The following is a 16410-nucleotide window of genomic DNA, read 5'->3' as shown; positions in this document are numbered from 1 at the left end:
TGTCCCTTGCGCGCGCTAGCCGTTGCAACAGTGGGGGTTCGCACCGCGTTTGTCGAGGGCCGTGCGCCGCGAACTGCGGGCGCCTTAGCGCGCCTGCCGATCCATCTCGGCCACTTCGAAATTGAAGCGATCGCGGAGATTTTTGCGTTGCTCGAGGATGTCCTTGAGGAACTCGCGATCGGCGTCGTTTCGCATCAACGGCTCGATCAGATCGACCTGATTCATCGCGACGAGTTGCAGGATTTCGGTGCGCGGCTTGCCGGCCGCATCGCGCGGCAATGCGTGCACGATCTGGATGTGTTCGGGCGGCTTGATGCCCTTGGCGGAGGCAAGCTCGCTGCGCAGCGTCCTTTCCAGCGCGGACTGATCGGCCTCGACGAAGGCGTAGAGTCCGACGCCGACGCGCCGATCGGCAAAGGCGACGATCGCGGTGTCGCGCACGCCAGGATTCCTGCGGATCAAATCGATCAGCACCGGCGCGTCGTTGACCAGCCGGCGGCCGCCGCCTTCGCGGTCGGTGAAATTGAAGATGCCGCGCGTGATCGCCTGATAGACCTTCTTGCCGGTCTTGAGCCAGACGCTTGCGACCGCGGACTTCTTCGCCAGCACCTTGCGCTCCCTTGGCGTCAGCGCCTCCGGCGCGTAGCTGCGCTTGTGCTTCAACAGATGCCGCAGATCCTCGTAGGCCGCGATGCGAAACAGCCGGCTGCGGGTCTTGAAGCAGGCGGCGAGCTGGAAGTCGGTGAGATAGGCGCGGCCGTCGCGGCCGACCAGCCAGTTCTGCTCCTTGGCCAGATCGTTGTGGCAGATGCCGGCGCGATGCAGCTTGCGCAACGCCTGCTTGGCGGAGCGGAAATAGGCGACGTCGCCATGTGGCTTCGCCAGATGCAGCGCCGCACCGTCGATGAAGCCGCGCACCAGCGCGCGCCGCCCGGCCCACAACAGCTTTGGCCCGACGTCGAGGTCGCGTGCCCGGGTCAGCGCGCGGCGCTCGCGCGAGAACAGATGCAGCGCGACCCCAAATGACCAGAACGGCACCTGATCGAGCCGGCGCAGCACGCCATCGACCTCGCCGTCATCGGCGCGAAAGCGGCCGCGCTCGACGGTCGAGAACACGTCGCGCTTGAGCAGCACGCCCTGGCTCCATCGCGCCGACAGGGTGGCGTCGTCGTCTTTCGGCAAGCTCATGACTGTCAGGCCGCTGCCGCAATGCGCAGATGTTCTGCGATCCAGTGATCGAGGTCGGCGAGCGCCCGCGCGCTCATCGCCTGCTTCTTGGCGACGGTCTTCTCGTTGCCGCGCAGCCGCGAGCCGTCCGGCTTCTTGGTCGGAGGGCTGGCCAGCGGCGGGAACAGACCGAAATTGATGTTCATCGGCTGGAACGAGCGCGAGCCGGCGTCGATCGTTTCGATGTGGCCGCCGGTGATGTGGCCGAGCAGGGCGCCGAGCGCGGTGGTGGCCGGCGGCGGCGGCAGCGCGGCGCCGCGGATGTCGGCGGCGGCGCAGAGGCCCGCAATCAGGCCGACGCTGGCCGATTCGACATAGCCCTCGCATCCGGTCATCTGGCCGGCGAAGCGCAGCCGCGGCTGCGCGCGCAGGCGCAGCTGTGCGTCGAGCAGTTTCGGCGAGTTCAGGAAGGTGTTGCGATGCAGGCCGCCGAGGCGGGCGAATTCCGCCTTCTCGAGGCCGGGGATGGTGCGGAACACGCGCTGCTGCGCGCCGTGCTTCAGCTTGGTCTGGAAGCCGACGATATTGTAGAGCGTGCCGAGCTTGTTGTCCTGCCGCAGCTGGACGATCGCATAAGGCTTCACCGTAGGATTGTGCGGATTGGTTAGTCCGACCGGCTTCATCGGCCCGTGGCGCAGCGTCTCGTGGCCGCGTTCGGCCATCACCTCGACCGGGAGGCAGCCGTCGAAATAGGGCGTGTTGGTCTCCCAATCCTTGAAGTCGACCTTCTCGCCATCGCGCAGCGCCGCGACGAAGCCATCATACTGCTCCCTGGTCATCGGGCAGTTGATGTAGTCGGCGCCGGTGCCGCCGGGTCCGACCTTGTCGTAGCGTGACTGGAACCAGGCCACCGACATGTCGATGGATTCCTTGTGCACGATCGGCGCGATCGCATCGAAGAATGCCAGCGCATTCTCGTCGGTGAGCTGCCGGATGGCGTCGGCGAGCGGCGCGGAGGTGAGGGGGCCGGTCGCAACGATGACGTTGCTCCAGTCGGCCGGCGGCAGCCCTGCGACTTCCTCGCGGCTGATCTCGATCAGCGGATGCTCGTTGAGCGCTTTGGTGACCGCGGCGGAGAAGCCGTCGCGATCGACCGCCAGCGCGCCGCCGGCGGGCACCTGGTTGGCATCGGCCGAACGCATGATCAGCGAGCCCAGCCGCCGCATCTCGGCGTGCAGCAGCCCCACCGCGTTATTGGCGGCGTCGTCGGAGCGGAACGAGTTCGAGCAGACCAGTTCGGCGCAGCCGTCGGTGCGGTGCGCCTCGGTCATCCGCTGCGGGCGCATTTCGTGCAGGACGGCGCGGACGCCGGAATTGGCGACCTGCCAGGCGGCTTCCGAGCCGGCGAGCCCCGCGCCCACGATGTGCACGGGTTGGGAAGAGGATTGATGCGGTGTCATCGCGCAGCGTTAGCGCGTTTCGAGACCATATGCATCTGAAACCGCCAAAAGCGCTTTCAAGCGAAGTGGATACCGGTTCGCGTTGGGCGGAGCGGCCCGGAAACGATAACGCCCGCTGTGGAAGCGGGCGTTATCCGTCATCAGATGGCTGGCGGCCGATTAGCCGTTGTAGGTACCGGCGGCAACGCGCGGAATGTCCGAGCGGTCGAGGCCGATATCGGCCAGTTCGCGATCGCTGAGCTGGGACAGTTCGCTGACATTACGCTGATAATCTCGGAAAGCCTGGATCATGCGGATGAGCGAGAGCAACATGGTAGTCTCCTAGTAGTTCAGATTCAGCTTTTCCAAAGCCTCATCGTTGAACTGAATATAGATGATATAGTGCAGTGCGGTAGTTCCGATGTTGCGATGCAGCTAAGCTGAAAACGCATGGCCACGGTAAGTTTCGATTAACCGTTCGGCGTTCTCGGGACCGGGCTCCAGCCAGAAGTTCCGACGCGACAGCAGATCATGCGGAAACCTTTCCAATCAGTCTGTTACCGGAATGAGGCCGCCTCCGTCGCCGCACCCTATGTGGTAATTAAGGACCGTCAAATCAAGTCTCGACACCGCTCTGCCGCCTGGATCACGGCGGCGTGTTCCATGCGTGATTCGCATGCAAAGGGGCGACATTAATCTGAATTTATATTCATCATATGGCTTTCCCAATACATCAGCTAATGTCGCGTCAATCAGCCGCATTGACGGCAGAGGTAATTCGATCCTGCGGAAGAGCGGGGAATGCCCCGCGCCCGCCAAGTCGCATGACTTGTGCTGCTGATTATCGGAAGTCGATGTCGTTTAAGTGAACCCGTAAGCAAAGCTATTGCGGCACTGCTTCCTTACCGGCTTGTAATCAAAACACTATGCAACGCATGCGCGATACGCGCGCCGCGCCTATCACATTTGTATCGCGCGAAGTTCATTCTGAACGGTGGCGTGAACAGCGAATAATCGTCCCGCAGATTCCGCAATCACGCTGGTGTCTGTTCAAGAAAAGAAGATGGAACATCTCATGATCAAGACATTGATCGCAGCAGCCGCCGTGGCTGCCGTTGCTTTCGCTGTTGCGCCCGCCCAGGCTGCTCATCGTCACCATGCCGGCCTCGGCTGCAGCGGTGCCAACCTCGGCAAGACCGAAGCCGCAGTCGAAGCTATGGCCGACAATGAGGTCAAATTCGGGGCGGAGAGGGAAGTCTCGCTCGCTCAGGACGCGATGCTGAACAACAAGTGGGGCGCCTGCGGCGAGCACCTCAGCAAGGCTGCTGAAGCCAGCATGGCGAAGTAAGGTTTGATGATGACGATGAGGGCCGATTGCCTGGGGCAATCGGCCCTTAGATTTGGCTGGAGCGTGATCGGCCCGGCCGCGCGGGCGCCCTGCTCGAACGCCGTTCACGTGTTCGTGCCGATGATCAGCCCTGTTCGCGCCGACTCACGCACGTCCGAGGGGGACGCTCCGTATTGCCTGCGAAAGCTGCGGTTGAAATAGGACACGTCGCCGAAACCGACCTCGAAGGCGACTGCGCTCACAGGCCGATCGGCGTAGCGCGGATTGACGAGCAATCGATGTGCTCGTGCGAGACGGCGCCCAAGCACGAATTGTGAGAATGTGGTCCCGTCGCCTTCAAATAACCGTTGCACCTGGCGCGGGGTGACGGCCTGCCGCCGCGCGACAGCCGCAACCGTGAGGTTACCATGGTCGAGATGGTCGATGATGTCGGCTTTGATGGCGCGCAGCCGCGCCGCGCGGACGCCTCGCCCATGGGCAAGAGCCGCGGCATCTCGTGTTGCGCCGAGCGCTACCGCGATCAGATCGTGCACATGCGAAGCCACGTGGTGCCGTAGCTGAGGCGTGGCAAGCGCATAATCCTCTTGCAGCGCCCCGACATAGCTCACCAGCAATTTCAACGCTTCGGTGGAGCGCGCAATAGGCTGCATCACGGCGGAATCGAGGCTGCTCACCAGCGGCGCCAGCGCCGGCCGTGGAACGTGAAGGCACAGAATCTTCGCCGGGGCGGGGCAGACCATCGCGACCGGATCCGCCGAGCTGAGCAACAGGCCGTCGCCGGCACTCCACGCGACCTCGCGTCCACGCTGCACCATCGTGGCATCGTGCGAACCCATCACCAGGACCAGCCCGTCGTTGCCATCCGCCAACTGTTCGGCGCCCCGCTCGTAGCGAAACGCCGACATGCTGGCTGACGTGATGGACAGCCCGGGCAGCGTCCGCACGGTCACGTCCGCATGCAAAGAATGATCCGGCAGTGGCGCGAGGTCGGCCTTCAGCACCAGCCGGCCGTACAGATCACGCCACGCAGCCATACGGTCCTGCTCGGCAAAATCTTCCAGGGAGAACCGGGAAACTGCAACGTCGTGGGCGGTCGAGGTCATCGGCAAACTCAGGCTGTCGCAACAGATGTCGCCGAATTGACGCGTCTGGTTCACCGAGGTGACCCGGGTCGGTGGCAACAAACGCACGCGACGCAGGGCTTCTAGCCAACGACTCGGCTGCGTCAAAGCGCCCTAGGTCTGTTCCATCCGCGGTTCGCCCCTGCGACAAGTGCAGCCCGAGGTGGAACTCACGTCCCATTGACCCAAACGTGTCCGGATACTGACCTGCCAGGGGCGTTTTCATCCAATGCGTTGTCGCGCTTGTCCAAGCCGGCGGGCGGACAAGTCGCTAAACCTATCGTGCAAGATCGAGCTGCTCGCAGAAGAATCTAGATGACGTTGGTGCAACTTTTGCATGTTGATGCCGCACCCGGCGACGTCGGGCTTGCCATTGGCATCCTTGTCATGGGCATCCTTGTCACGGACATCATCGGTGCACTGGCCGTGTTCCTCGGAATGCGCCTGTTTGCCTGGACCGTGGACCGGACCGCAACACTCAAGACGTCGCCGGCCGGAGTGGCAAACCTCACAGGTCGAATTTCATGCGCGCACTGATCCACGCCGCGGCGTGGCTTGTCCTCGTTGCGGGAACCAACACATCCAAGGCCGAAGGCGCAGCAACGTCCTGCCAGCTGATCAATGGCAAGTCGATGATGCAGGCCGAACTGCTGTTTGGGCGTCGTATCGCCGGACATGGCCGCGTATCGGACGCCCAGTGGTCGGACTTCCTTCTGAAGGAGGTGACACCGCGCTTTCCGGATGGATTGACCCAGCTCAGGGCTTCCGGCCAATGGCGCGACCCGGACACGGGTCGGATCACACACGAGCAGTCCTTTGTCGTGCGCATCATCGCTGCCGAGACCCCGGAGACCTTGGCTCGCCTGACCGAGATCGGCGCCGCATACAGGCAGCGCTTTCATCAACAGTCGGTTGGCCTCACGCTCTCGACCACTTGCGCATCGTTCTGACCACGCGCTGCAAATAGCGACGTGCCCTATGGCGCCTTTGCGAGTTGGGTGGCGAAGTAGCCGATCGTCTTGGCGTAGACCTCGCTCTTGTTCCACTGCTGGATCACCGCAAAATTCTCGCTGCCGGGCTCCCAGCCCTTGCCCGGCTTCCAGCCGTAGCTCTTCAGGAAATTCGCCGTCGAGGCCAGCACGTCCGGCACATTGTGCAAGAGGTCGCGTTTGCCGTTGCCGTCGAAATCGACCGCGAACTTGATGTAGGACGACGGCATGAACTGGGTCTGGCCGAGCTCGCCGGCCCAGGCGCCGCGCATGTCCTGCGGAGCAAGGTCGCCGCGCTCGACGATGCGCAGCGCATCCATCAACTCGGCCTTGAACATGTCGGAGCGGCGGCAGTCATAGGCCAGCGTGGCCAGCGAGCGCATGGTCGGAAACTTGCCGGTGTTGACGCCGAAATCGGTCTCCAGCCCCCAGATCGCGACCAGGATCTCGCCGGGCACGCCGTAAGCCTCTTCGATCCGCGACAGCACCGAGCCGTAGCGCTTCATCATGTCGGAGCCGCGATTGAGCCGCGGCGGCACCATGCGGCCCGAAAACTGCTCGAAGGTCTGGCTGAACACCTGCTGCGAATGGTCGCGTGCCAGGATTGCCTTGTCCTGGGTGACGCCGTTGAGCCCCGCCTGGATCGCGTTCTGTGAAATGCCCTTCGCCGCAGCCTCTTTCTTGAAATCGTCGAGCCAGGACTCGAACGTGCCCGTGCCGCACTGGGCGGCGAGCGCGGACGCGGTCGAGGTCAGGAGCCACGCGCCAACGGCGAGGGCGCGAACGGGAATGCGAGAGGTCATAGGCAATTCACTCCGGAGTCTGCGATGTCATCGGGTGGTCGCGCAAGGCGCGGGTATGTTCGCGGCAACAGCGGCCAAAACAAGGCTCGTGATCGAGCATTTTTGTCAGCTCGTGCTGCAAATGCCACGCCAATTTCACATCCTTTTTGACGGTCAGGTACGACAAACCGCCGGCCGAACATATCGGCCGGCGGTTGCTTTGACGTTTACGAGTTCGGGTCTAGCCGATGCTATCCGCGGTCACTGCGCCGCCACGGAAACAAATTGGCCGGGAAGTCGGCGGCGGGCTTGCGCTCGCGCGGCTCGGGGATCACCGGCCGTGCATTCGGATCCTTGACGATGACCTCGCGATAGAGATGCCAGGTGGCGTGACCGAGCAGCGGGATCACGACGGCAAGCCCGAGGAAGAACGGGATCGTGCCCAGCACCAGCAGCACCGCGACGATCAGGCCCCAGGCCGCCATCGGCACCGGGTTCTGCGCAACGGCGCGCATCGACGTCACCATGGCTTCGCCGGCGGTCGCCTGGCGATCGAGCATCATGGGGAATGCGACCACGCTGATGCAGAGCGCGACCAGCGCGAACAGGAATCCGACGCTGCAGCCGACCACGATCAGCCACCAGCCTTGCTGAGTGGTCAGCACGCGCTCGGCAAAATCGGGAATGTCGGCCGCGATCGCATAGCCGAACACGGCGGTGTAGATCGCCTGCGCGGTGGCGATCCAGGTCACGAACAGGGCGAACAGCAGTGTTCCGACCCCGAGCATCGCGCCGAATGACGGCGAGCGAAACACCTCCATGGCATCCCATGCGGATGCTTCCCCGCCGTCCTCGCGGCGGCGGCTCATCTCGTAGAGGCCGATGGCGGCAAACGGGCCGAGCAGGGCGAAGCCCGCGGCCAGCGGAAACAGCAGGGGCAGCACGGAATAGCCGTGCACGGTGCGCGCAAGCACGATGCCGAGCACGGGATAGATCAGGCACAGGATGATTGCGTGGCTTGGTACCGCCTTGAAGTCTTCCCAGCCGAGACGCAGCGCTTGATGCAAATCGGACAGGCCGATGGTGCGGATGACCGGCGCAGACGCAGTGTCTCTGCCGCTCTGCGTCATCGATGTGACATTGCCTTGGTATGGTGTGGCCATGGTCGTTGTCTCCCTCTGGGCGGTCGCATTCTGCGCCCGGCGCGCGGGCACGAACCTACCGCCTCTCGAAGCGATCACGAGCAAGCCAGACGCGAAAGACAGAGCAGGAACTGGCCGTGTCGCGAACTGTGTAGTGAGGGTACTCCCAAACCGCGGCAAAAGCACTCACGCTTAAGTGAATGTCGCATTGGCAAGCTATTGGAGGGGCGATACACTTCAACTGCGACCTCGGTCAGCCGGCGCATTGCCGCGTGGCCTTCACATCTCAACTCTCTTGGGAGCGAACGATGAGCATTTTCGGAAAAATCATGGGCGCGATCTTCGGCAGCAGCGCCAGCGCCGCGCCCGCCGGCGGAACGGCGACCAGCGCAGCTCCGGCCGGTGGATCCGGCAGCGCGTCGCCATCTCCCGCAGCCGTGCCGGCCGGTGCGGCGCCCGCGCAGTCGGTTGACGTCGCCCCCATTCTCGACAAGGCGGTGGCCGCGAAGGGCGAGAAGCTCGAATGGCGGACCTCGATCGTCGATCTGATGAAGGCGCTCGACATCGACTCCAGCCTGTCGGCCCGCAAGGAGCTCGCCAAGGAGCTCGGCTACACCGGCGACACCAACGATTCCGCCAGCATGAACATCTGGCTGCACAAGCAGGTGATGACCAAGCTTGCGGCCAATGGCGGCAAGCTGCCCCCGGATATCAAGCACTGACGGGATGGTCATCCCGCCTGACACGGGGGGCCCGCGCCGGCGCGGGCCCTTTTTTATGGACCGGCGAGCCTCTATAGATCAGCCAACAAGCAACAAGAAGGAGCTGATCCATGACTGACCTCGATCGCCGGACGATGCTTGCGACCGGCGCACTGGCACTGGCCGGCGCCGCCGCGCAGTCCGCGCCGGCCCATGCCGAGGCCGCGCCGAGAGCGATGTTTCCGGTCCCGCCGGTCACGATCCCGATCGTCGGCGCCACCGAGGTGTTCCAGGTCCGCCGCATCTACTGCATCGGCCGCAACTACGCTGCGCACGCGCTCGAGCGCGGCTCCGATCCGACCCGCGAGCCGCCGTTCTTCTTCCAGAAGCCGACGGACGCGATCCAGAATGTCGCGGTCGGCACCGTCGCCGATCATCCCTATCCCTCGCTGACCAAGAACTATCACCACGAGGTCGAACTGGTTGCCGCGCTGAAATCCGGCGGCACCAACATTCCCGCCGACAAGGCGCTCGACCACGTCTATGGCTACGCGCTCGGCCTCGACATGACGCGGCGCGATTTGCAGAACGGCATGGCCGCCGAGAAGAAGCCGTGGGAGATCGGCAAGAGCTTTGACCACGCCGCGGTGCTCGGGCCGATCCATCCGGCTGACAAGACCGGCCATTTCACCAAGGGCGCGATCTCGCTCGCGGTCAACGGCGCGGTGCGGCAGAGCTCGGATCTGAAGAACATGATCTGGAGCGTCGCCGAGCAGATCGCAAAGCTCTCCGAGGCGTTTGAGCTGAAGGCCGGCGACATCATCTATTCCGGCACCCCCGAGAATGTCGGCCCGGTCGTCAAGGGCGATGTGCTGCTCTGCAAGCTCGAGGGCTTACCCGATATGTCGATCAAGATCGTCTGACGTCGACGGTTCTTTGTTTGAGCATGATCTCCGCGCAAACGCCTTTGGCGTTTGTCGCGAGGGAAAACCGCTTCGCACTTTTCCGGATCATGCTCTAGCCGGCAAGATCCGCGTATTCCGGATGCTTGTTGAGGTAGTCGACCACGAAGCCGCAGCCGGCGATCACCTTGTGGCCGTCGGCGCGGATCAGCTCGAGCGCGCCCTTGACCAGCTCCGATGCGATGCCGCGGCCGCGCAGGGCGCGCGGCGTCTCGGTGTGGGTGATGATCACGGCCGAAGGCGTCCGACGGTAATTCGCAAAGGCTGTGCCGCCCTCGGTATCGAGCTCGAAGCGGTTTTGGTTCCTGTTGTCGCGGACGGCAGCCATCGCAAAATCCTGACTTGATTCACAGGACTTGATCTAAGCGCTTGAACCCGCCGGTGCAAAGCCGCGACCAACCCGCATATTGGCATTTCTGGATTGACGATATGCGCATTTTGGCCTGCCTGACCGCCGCATTGCTCGGCGCCGCCCTGACGCTGCCAAATCCTCCGAAGGCGGCTGCCGCCGATGATCCGAGCTGGCAGACCTGCATCGGCGCTGCGACGGCCCCGGGTGACCGCGTCACTGCCTGCACGGCGGTCATCGACGGCAAGACCCAGAGCGGCAGGCGGCTGGCCGGGGCCTATTGCAACCGCGGCCATGGACTGACGGAGAAGCGCGAGCTCGATGCCGCGCTCGCCGATCTCAACGAGGCGATCAAGCTCGATCCGGCGTTTGCCTGCGCCTACACCAACCGCGGCCGCGTCTACGCCTTCAAGAACGATCTCGATCATGCGATCGCCGACTACGACGAGGCGATCCGCATCGATCCCGCCTTCGCGATGGCCTACAACAACCGCGGCGATGCCTGGCTCAACAAGGGCGATCTCGACCGCGCGCTGGCCGATCTCAATCTCGCCATCAAATACAATCCGCAGCTCTCCACCGCCTATGGCAATCGCGGCTTCGTCTACTACCGCAAGCGCGACGCGGCGCATGCGATCGCCGACTTCACCGCCGAGATCAAGCTCGATCCGAACGTGCTCGCCTATATCAACCGCGGCAATGTCTATCGCGAGGCCGAGCAGCTCGACCGCGCCGCCGCCGACTACGGCGAGGCTGTGAAGCTTGCGCCGACCGATGCGCGCGGCTGGCGTAACCGCGGCATGGTCCGGCTGTTCCAGGGCGACAACAAGGGCGGGCTCGCCGATTACGACAAGGCGCTGCAATACGATCCCGCTGACGTCTATTCCTGGAACAACCGTGGCCAGGCCAAGCTGCGGCTCGGCGACAAGACCGGCGCGGCGGCCGATTTGCGCAAGGCGCTCGAGTTGCAGCCCGACCTGAAGACCGCCAAGGAGACGCTGGCGCGCCTCGGCGGAGCGCGATGATCGACGGTGTCTGCCGCCTCCGGCCCTGCCGCATCGCACACAGGCGGATCGGGCCTTGCGAGCCGATGCAATTCGATTAGGTTTGTGCCCAGACATACGCCCGTGATGCGGCCCGAAGGTCGTTTGGTGCGGAATGGCAGGACCGGCCGCTGACGTATGCCCCTTGTCGCAAGGAGGTTCGTCATGTCGGATAATCGCTTCTTCAACAGACACCGCCCCTGGGAGGACTGGCTCGGCATGCTGCTTGGCGTGCTGATCATGGTCTCGCCCTGGTTTCCGATGCAGGTAAGCGGCGCCGTCGATCTCGAGCGCAGCCATCTGGTGCTCAACAGCTTCATGGTCGGCATGCTGGTGCTCGGCATCTCCCAGCTCGAATATGTCGCGCTGCATCGCTGGGAGGAGGTGGCGAGCATCGTGCTCGGCCTCTGGCTGATGGCATCGCCCCTGGTCTTCGGTTACGCCGCGGACCAGGCGCTGCAGGCCTGGCACATCCTGCTCGGCGCGCTGGTCGCCCTGATCGGCGCGCTACAGCTCTGGCAGGACTGGAACCTGAGCGAACAGGAATTGGCCAAGCATCCGCAGTAGCGGTTCGGGCAGGATCGGTCGGGCTGGCCGGCCGCCAGCACGCGGTACCATGGCGCCGCGGCGGGCAGGCCTTGCCGAGGCGCGTCGCTTGGCGATAAACCGGGTGGCAGCAACCCCTTGCGGCGCTTGAAGACGCCCGGTTCTGACCGAGGAAACACCCGATGCCTGTCCTGACCTTGCCCTGTCTGTTGTGCGTATCGGCGGGGCGGCAATGACCGGGGCGGAGGTGACCGCGCCGCGCGGCGGGATCGCGCGGGTGTCGCGCCGGGTGATGAACCTCGCCTACATCCTGACCCAGAACGCCCGCCGCCATGGCGATCGTCCCGGTTTCATCTGGAACGAGAAGGCCTGGTCCTGGCGCCATATCGACCAGAACGTCTCGGCGCTCGCGGCGGCGCTCGCCGCCCGCGGCATCGTCAAGGGCGACCGCATCCTGGTGCATTCCAAGAACTGCGACGAGATGTTCTGGTCGATGTTCGCAGCCTTCCGGCTCGGCGCGGTCTGGGTGCCGACCAACTTCCGCCTGATGCCGGACGAGGTCGCCTATCTGGCGACGGCCTCCGGCGCCAAGGCGTTCCTGTGCCATGCCGACTTCCCCGAGCATGCCAAGGCGGCTGCCAACCCCGCGCTCGAATTCGTCTGGCGGATCGGCGAGGGGGGCACGTTCGGCGAGGCGACGGTCGGTGACGTCATCGCCAGACACGCGAGTGCGGAGGTCGAGAACGTCGCCGTCGAGTACGACGATCCCTGCTGGTTCTTCTTCACCTCGGGCACGACGGGCCGCTCCAAGGCCGCGGTCCTGACCCATGGCCAGATGGCGTTCGTGATCACCAACCATCTCGCCGATTTGATGCCCGGCACCACCGAAGACGACGCCTCGCTGGTGGTCGCGCCGCTGTCGCATGGCGCCGGCGTGCATCAGCTGGTGCAAACCGCGCGCGGCGTGCCGACCATCCTGCTGCCGTCGGAGAAGTTCGACATCGCGGAAGCGTATCGCCTGATCGCCAGGCACCGCGTCAGCAACATGTTCACGGTGCCGACCATCCTGAAGATGATGGTCGAGCATCCCGCCGCCGACCAGCACGATCATTCCTCGCTGCGCTACATCATCTATGCCGGCGCGCCGATGTATCGCGAGGACCAGAAGGCGGCGCTGCACAAGCTCGGCGGCGTGCTGGTGCAGTACTTTGGCCTCGGCGAGGTCACCGGCAACATCACGGTGCTGCCGCCCGGCCTGCACGATCCCGAGGACGGCCCGCATGCGCGGATCGGCACCTGCGGATTCGAGCGCACCGGCATGCAGGTCTCGATCCAGGGCGACGACGGACGCGAGCTGAAACCGCACGAGACCGGTGAGATCTGCGTGATCGGCCCCGGCGTGTTCGCCGGCTACTACGACAACCCCGAGGCTAATGCGAAAGCGTTTCGCGACGGCTGGTTCCGCACTGGCGATCTCGGCCATATGGACGAGGAGGGGTTCGTCTACATCACCGGCCGCGCCTCCGACATGTACATCTCCGGCGGCTCCAACATCTATCCGCGCGAGATTGAGGAGAAGCTGCTGACCCATCCCGCGGTCGGCGAGGTCGCCGTGCTCGGCGTGCCGGATCCGTTCTGGGGCGAGGTCGGCGTCGCCGTCTGCGTCGCGCGCGAAGGCGTCGAGGCGGTCGCGGAGGCGGAGCTTGCCGCCTATCTCGCGCCGAAAGTGCCGCGCTACAAGATGCCGAAACGCTTCTTCTTCTGGGAGGCGCTGCCGAAGTCCGGCTACGGCAAGGTGCCGAAGCGGTTGATCCGCGACGAGCTCGAGGCGCGCGGGCTGCTCGAGGTGATCGCCAAATCGACGGGCGCGTGAGGCGATGCGCAGCATCGCCCAGCCTGGCGCTCCGCATGCTGAGCGCATCCAATGGGTCGCCGCGCGCGGCCGCGCGTTTTCATTCGTGCTCGAGGCCGGCATTTCCTTGCTCGAAGCCGTGCGCCGCGGCTTTGCGGCTGAAGGTTTTTCCGGCGGCGTGCTGAACGCGACCGGCGGCGCGCTCGGGCCATTCGCCTATGTGATGCCGGCGCTGTCGAAGGACGGCGTCAACGCGGCGTTCTACAGCGACGCGTTTCGTCCCGATGGCGTGACCCGGCTCAAGCTCGCGGCGCTGACCTTCGGCGAGCGCGACGGCGCGTCGTTCTTCCATTGCCATGGATTGTGGACCGAGGCCGACGGCCGCTGCAACGGCGGACACATGCTGCCGGACGAGACCTTCGTTGCCGAACCGTTCGAGGTGAATGCGTTCGGGATCGAGGGGGCGACGTTCCGGGCCGAGCCCGACAGCGAGACCAATTTCAAGCTGTTCGGTCCGGTCGCATGCGCGCCGCATGCTGCGAAGACCACCAGCCATGCCTTCGCGCTGCGGCTGCGGCCGAACCAGGATTTCGCCTGCGCGCTGGAAGGCTTCTGCCGCCAGCACGGCATTTTGCGGGCGCGGCTGCACGGCGGCGTCGGCTCGACCATCGGCGCGGTCTTCAGCGACGGCCACAGCGTTGTGCCGTTCGCGACCGAGCTCGCGGTGACCGCGGGGCAGATCGCGCCCGACGCCAATCGCCGCCTGCGCGCCAGTCTCGACATCGCGCTGGTCGACTATCTCGGCGGCATCGCCGAGGGCCGCCTGGTGCGCGGCGACAATCCGGTGCTGATGACCATGGAGCTGGTGCTGGAAGTGCTGGAGGAGGCGGAGCGGCCGTAGGGGCGGGCAGTCTCTTGCGCGGGGATGACGGGACTGGGAGCGGATCCAGCAGTCAAATGGCCGAGCACTCGCTGTCATCACCCGCGAAGGGATAGGCGGGTGATCCAGTATTCCAGAGACAGCAGTGCTTGAACCGAGGCGGCGACTGCTTCCCCGCGTCGTCCTGGCCCACCGCGCAACTGTCAATTCCGTCATCCTGAGAGCTTGTGACGGATTCGGCTCCTGCGGAGTTTTTGGCGGCTGTTCGTCGCAGCAATTGGCAGGTTTGAGTTCGAGTTCGGCGATGACCCGTTGTTTAGGCTCTGGAGAGGCGGTTGCCTTGCAGGATGTTGTTGACGAGGGCGTACCAGAGCACGACGGCACGGACCTTTTCGATGCCGCGCACGGTCAATTGCCGCAGGTCCCAATTGCGCCAGCGGGCATGGATGCACTCGCAGATCGACCGGGACCTGTATCGGGCCTTGCCCTCTTCGCTCGCCATTCGCGCACGCCAGGCCAACACCCCCGGACCGTCGCCGCGCCGCGGTAGATAGGGATCGGTACCGTGCTTGGATTGAGTGGGCGGACAAAAGATATCGATGCCCTCGGCATAGGCCCATTCGATGTCCTCGGCACTGCCAAAGCCGCCATCGACGAGATGGTCCTTGGGCAACCCTCCGGGCCGCGCACGCTGCCGCTCCAGCATGGGGCGCATCAGGCCGCGATCGGATCCGATGTTGCAAATTCTGGTGTCGACGACGATCTGCTCGCCGGCCACGCTCGTCACCTGCACGTTGTAGGCGGGGCGGAAGCCGCCGTTCGCCATCTTCATGACCCGTGCATAGGCGTCCGTCGTGGAGGCCCGCGGCTCCTTCGGCGTCTTGCCGTTGCCGCGACTTTCTTCGCGCTCCTTGCGCTGCTGCTTGATCTCGGCGAGCGCCGTCTGCGCCGCCTTCACCCGCGCGCTGCGTTCCCGCGCGGCCCGCTCCTTGGCTGCCCGGGCACGCTTATTGCTGGCGTCCGAGCGTGTGTCGACCTCGCGCTTGAGGTCTTCCACCACGGCCTCAGCCTGCGCCAAATGCTTATCCAGCGTCGCCTCGCGCCGGAACGAGGCGGCCCCGGCGCTGGCCCGGACCCGCATGCCATCCTGCGCCAAGGTCTCCAGATCGACGAGACCGGCCTTTGCCAACGCTGCCAGATGCTCACTGAGCAGTCGGTCAAGCAGATCGGCGTTGCCGACCCGGAAGTCCGCCAGCAGGTGATAGTTCACCGACACCCCGCCGCACAGCCAGCGATAGGCATCGTGGCTCTCGCACAGCCGCTCCAACGCCCGCGCGCTGCCAACGCCTTCGCTGGCGGCATAGAGCCACAGCGCCAGCAAAAGCCGGGGCGAGGTCGCGGGGTGACCGGGACGATCGCCGCGAGCCTTGATCCGGTCCTCCAACTCACTCAGATCAAGCTCTTCGACATAAGACCAGATCAGCCGCACCGGATGGTCTTCCCCGATCAGGCTCTCAATATCAACCGCTCGCAGCGCAATCTGGTCGCGCTGGGGCTCACGCAGCCGCGGAGCGCCGGGCAAGCCCGCTTCGACTGGTGGCTTCGCCTGCTCCGGCAGGTCCCCAAACAACTCATCGGCAGCCAACATCACCTCCCGCGAATCCATCATCGCCAGAGAATCACACCGCGCCGGCTTTCGGCTATAATGCTCGCTGAAACCCCAAAAAAATCACACCCTCTGAGGAGCGCGCTCTTGCGCGCGTCTCGAAGGATCGACGGCCACCGGCCGGGCCGTGCATCCTTCGAGGCTCGCCAGCGGCGCAATTGCGCCGCAAGGCTCGCACCTCCAGCGACAAAGGCGAAGCTTTTGCGCGGGGAATTTGGTACATCGTCAAACAGCGCTGAGGATGTGCAACGACGTTCTCGCGACATGATTGTCCGAGCTTTGCTTGTCGTTCCGCCCTCCCTCCTTGAAGAGGGCGCAGGGAAAGCCGGGTGCCGATCGCACCCATGGGCCCCGAGCAATAGGTAGAAAGCTCGGGGGTAGGACCACAGGTGTAACCGGAAACAACCCGGCTTTCCCTGCGCG

Annotated in this window: 17 protein-coding genes; 9 read left to right on the top strand and 8 right to left on the bottom strand. The window is 64.6% G+C overall.

Annotated features, from left to right (window positions below; all coding sequences use genetic code 11):
- Window positions 1-84 precede the first annotated feature (84 nt).
- The 3 genes from ACVINW_RS31795 to ACVINW_RS31785 all read right to left on the bottom strand — a co-directional run bounded on the left by ACVINW_RS31795 (window position 85) and on the right by ACVINW_RS31785 (window position 2939).
- A complete protein-coding gene (locus ACVINW_RS31795) occupies window positions 85-1188 on the bottom strand; it encodes a serine/threonine protein kinase (RefSeq protein ID WP_456754917.1) in 1104 nt (367 codons plus the stop codon).
- A gap of 5 nt (window positions 1189-1193) precedes the next feature.
- A complete protein-coding gene (gene trmFO / locus ACVINW_RS31790; RefSeq protein WP_456754916.1) occupies window positions 1194-2627 on the bottom strand; it encodes a methylenetetrahydrofolate--tRNA-(uracil(54)-C(5))-methyltransferase (FADH(2)-oxidizing) TrmFO in 1434 nt (477 codons plus the stop codon).
- A gap of 159 nt (window positions 2628-2786) precedes the next feature.
- The gene (locus tag ACVINW_RS31785) at window positions 2787-2939 is read right to left on the bottom strand and encodes a DUF1127 domain-containing protein (RefSeq protein WP_016846063.1); all 153 of its coding nucleotides are present in this window, start codon (window positions 2937-2939) and stop codon (window positions 2787-2789) included.
- A 730-nt stretch (window positions 2940-3669) separates the two neighbouring features.
- On the opposite strand from ACVINW_RS31785, the gene ACVINW_RS31780 reads away from it, so the two are divergent.
- Complete coding sequence (locus ACVINW_RS31780) at window positions 3670-3954, top strand: hypothetical protein (protein ID WP_456754915.1); 285 nt, start codon at window positions 3670-3672, stop codon at window positions 3952-3954.
- A gap of 104 nt (window positions 3955-4058) precedes the next feature.
- Here the strand turns inward: ACVINW_RS31780 and ACVINW_RS31775 are convergent, their stop codons facing one another.
- A complete protein-coding gene (locus ACVINW_RS31775; protein WP_456754914.1) occupies window positions 4059-5111 on the bottom strand; it encodes an AraC family transcriptional regulator in 1053 nt (350 codons plus the stop codon).
- A gap of 279 nt (window positions 5112-5390) precedes the next feature.
- Between ACVINW_RS31775 and ACVINW_RS31770 the strand changes: the two genes are divergently transcribed.
- Together ACVINW_RS31770 and ACVINW_RS31765 are read left to right on the top strand one after the other, a co-directional pair.
- A complete protein-coding gene (locus ACVINW_RS31770; protein WP_456754913.1) occupies window positions 5391-5612 on the top strand; it encodes a hypothetical protein in 222 nt (73 codons plus the stop codon).
- Window positions 5600-6025 (top strand): DUF3574 domain-containing protein, encoded by a 426-nt coding sequence (locus tag ACVINW_RS31765; protein WP_456754912.1) that lies wholly within the window; start codon window positions 5600-5602, stop codon window positions 6023-6025. Before ACVINW_RS31770 ends, ACVINW_RS31765 begins: the two co-directional genes overlap by 13 nt.
- A gap of 26 nt (window positions 6026-6051) precedes the next feature.
- Here the strand turns inward: ACVINW_RS31765 and ACVINW_RS31760 are convergent, their stop codons facing one another.
- Together ACVINW_RS31760 and ACVINW_RS31755 are read right to left on the bottom strand one after the other, a co-directional pair.
- Window positions 6052-6867: a lytic murein transglycosylase gene (locus ACVINW_RS31760; protein ID WP_456754911.1), complete on the bottom strand. Its 816-nt coding sequence runs from the start codon at window positions 6865-6867 to the stop codon at window positions 6052-6054.
- Between the two features lie 230 nt (window positions 6868-7097).
- A complete protein-coding gene (locus tag ACVINW_RS31755; RefSeq protein WP_456754910.1) occupies window positions 7098-8009 on the bottom strand; it encodes a DUF2189 domain-containing protein in 912 nt (303 codons plus the stop codon).
- Window positions 8010-8296: 287 nt separating this feature from the next.
- Here ACVINW_RS31755 and ACVINW_RS31750 point away from each other — a divergent pair, with 287 nt between their 5' ends.
- Together ACVINW_RS31750 and ACVINW_RS31745 are read left to right on the top strand one after the other, a co-directional pair.
- Window positions 8297-8710 (top strand): DUF3597 domain-containing protein, encoded by a 414-nt coding sequence (locus tag ACVINW_RS31750; protein ID WP_092114034.1) that lies wholly within the window; start codon window positions 8297-8299, stop codon window positions 8708-8710.
- 110 nt (window positions 8711-8820) lie between these two features.
- A complete protein-coding gene (locus tag ACVINW_RS31745) occupies window positions 8821-9612 on the top strand; it encodes a fumarylacetoacetate hydrolase family protein (RefSeq protein WP_456754909.1) in 792 nt (263 codons plus the stop codon).
- 94 nt (window positions 9613-9706) lie between these two features.
- On the opposite strand, the gene ACVINW_RS31740 is transcribed toward ACVINW_RS31745, so the two are convergent.
- A complete protein-coding gene (locus ACVINW_RS31740) occupies window positions 9707-9979 on the bottom strand; it encodes a GNAT family N-acetyltransferase (protein ID WP_456754908.1) in 273 nt (90 codons plus the stop codon).
- Between the two features lie 101 nt (window positions 9980-10080).
- Here ACVINW_RS31740 and ACVINW_RS31735 point away from each other — a divergent pair, with 101 nt between their 5' ends.
- The 4 genes from ACVINW_RS31735 (at window position 10081) to ACVINW_RS31720 (ending at window position 14342) form a co-directional block, all read left to right on the top strand.
- The gene (locus ACVINW_RS31735; protein WP_456754907.1) at window positions 10081-11025 is read left to right on the top strand and encodes a tetratricopeptide repeat protein; all 945 of its coding nucleotides are present in this window, start codon (window positions 10081-10083) and stop codon (window positions 11023-11025) included.
- Between the two features lie 183 nt (window positions 11026-11208).
- Window positions 11209-11610 carry an SPW repeat protein gene (locus ACVINW_RS31730; protein ID WP_456754906.1) on the top strand — a complete coding sequence of 134 codons (402 nt, stop codon included), beginning with the start codon at window positions 11209-11211 and terminating at the stop codon, window positions 11608-11610.
- A gap of 211 nt (window positions 11611-11821) precedes the next feature.
- Window positions 11822-13462: an acyl-CoA synthetase gene (locus ACVINW_RS31725; protein WP_456754905.1), complete on the top strand. Its 1641-nt coding sequence runs from the start codon at window positions 11822-11824 to the stop codon at window positions 13460-13462.
- 4 nt (window positions 13463-13466) lie between these two features.
- Window positions 13467-14342: a PCC domain-containing protein gene (locus ACVINW_RS31720; protein WP_456754904.1), complete on the top strand. Its 876-nt coding sequence runs from the start codon at window positions 13467-13469 to the stop codon at window positions 14340-14342.
- 295 nt (window positions 14343-14637) lie between these two features.
- On the opposite strand, the gene ACVINW_RS31715 is transcribed toward ACVINW_RS31720, so the two are convergent.
- Window positions 14638-15969, bottom strand: a complete 1332-nt coding sequence (locus tag ACVINW_RS31715) for an IS1182 family transposase (RefSeq protein ID WP_456756305.1) — start codon at window positions 15967-15969, stop codon at window positions 14638-14640.
- Window positions 15970-16410 lie beyond the last annotated feature (441 nt).

The sequence above is a fragment of the Bradyrhizobium sp. USDA 4461 genome (assembly GCF_054055655.1).
The sequence above is the reverse complement of the archived record's forward strand: the minus strand, read 5'-3'. Positions and strand labels throughout refer to the sequence as shown.

Bases quoted from the DNA above. Each gene is read 5' to 3' on its own strand.
- trmFO (WP_456754916.1), bottom strand. From the start codon at position 2,627: ATGACACCGCATCAATCCTCTTCCCAACCCGTGCACATCGTGGGCGCG.
- ACVINW_RS31795 (WP_456754917.1), bottom strand. From the start codon at position 1,188: ATGAGCTTGCCGAAAGACGACGACGCCACCCTGTCGGCGCGATGGAGC.
- ACVINW_RS31730 (WP_456754906.1), top strand. From the start codon at position 11,209: ATGTCGGATAATCGCTTCTTCAACAGACACCGCCCCTGGGAGGACTGG.
- ACVINW_RS31755 (WP_456754910.1), bottom strand. From the start codon at position 8,009: ATGGCCACACCATACCAAGGCAATGTCACATCGATGACGCAGAGCGGC.
- ACVINW_RS31765 (WP_456754912.1), top strand. From the start codon at position 5,600: ATGCGCGCACTGATCCACGCCGCGGCGTGGCTTGTCCTCGTTGCGGGA.
- ACVINW_RS31780 (WP_456754915.1), top strand. From the start codon at position 3,670: ATGGAACATCTCATGATCAAGACATTGATCGCAGCAGCCGCCGTGGCT.
- ACVINW_RS31740 (WP_456754908.1), bottom strand. From the start codon at position 9,979: ATGGCTGCCGTCCGCGACAACAGGAACCAAAACCGCTTCGAGCTCGAT.
- ACVINW_RS31750 (WP_092114034.1), top strand. From the start codon at position 8,297: ATGAGCATTTTCGGAAAAATCATGGGCGCGATCTTCGGCAGCAGCGCC.
- ACVINW_RS31785 (WP_016846063.1), bottom strand. From the start codon at position 2,939: ATGTTGCTCTCGCTCATCCGCATGATCCAGGCTTTCCGAGATTATCAG.
- ACVINW_RS31725 (WP_456754905.1), top strand. From the start codon at position 11,822: ATGACCGGGGCGGAGGTGACCGCGCCGCGCGGCGGGATCGCGCGGGTG.
- ACVINW_RS31735 (WP_456754907.1), top strand. From the start codon at position 10,081: ATGCGCATTTTGGCCTGCCTGACCGCCGCATTGCTCGGCGCCGCCCTG.
- ACVINW_RS31745 (WP_456754909.1), top strand. From the start codon at position 8,821: ATGACTGACCTCGATCGCCGGACGATGCTTGCGACCGGCGCACTGGCA.
- ACVINW_RS31770 (WP_456754913.1), top strand. From the start codon at position 5,391: ATGACGTTGGTGCAACTTTTGCATGTTGATGCCGCACCCGGCGACGTC.
- ACVINW_RS31760 (WP_456754911.1), bottom strand. From the start codon at position 6,867: ATGACCTCTCGCATTCCCGTTCGCGCCCTCGCCGTTGGCGCGTGGCTC.
- ACVINW_RS31720 (WP_456754904.1), top strand. From the start codon at position 13,467: ATGCGCAGCATCGCCCAGCCTGGCGCTCCGCATGCTGAGCGCATCCAA.
- ACVINW_RS31715 (WP_456756305.1), bottom strand. From the start codon at position 15,969: ATGTTGGCTGCCGATGAGTTGTTTGGGGACCTGCCGGAGCAGGCGAAG.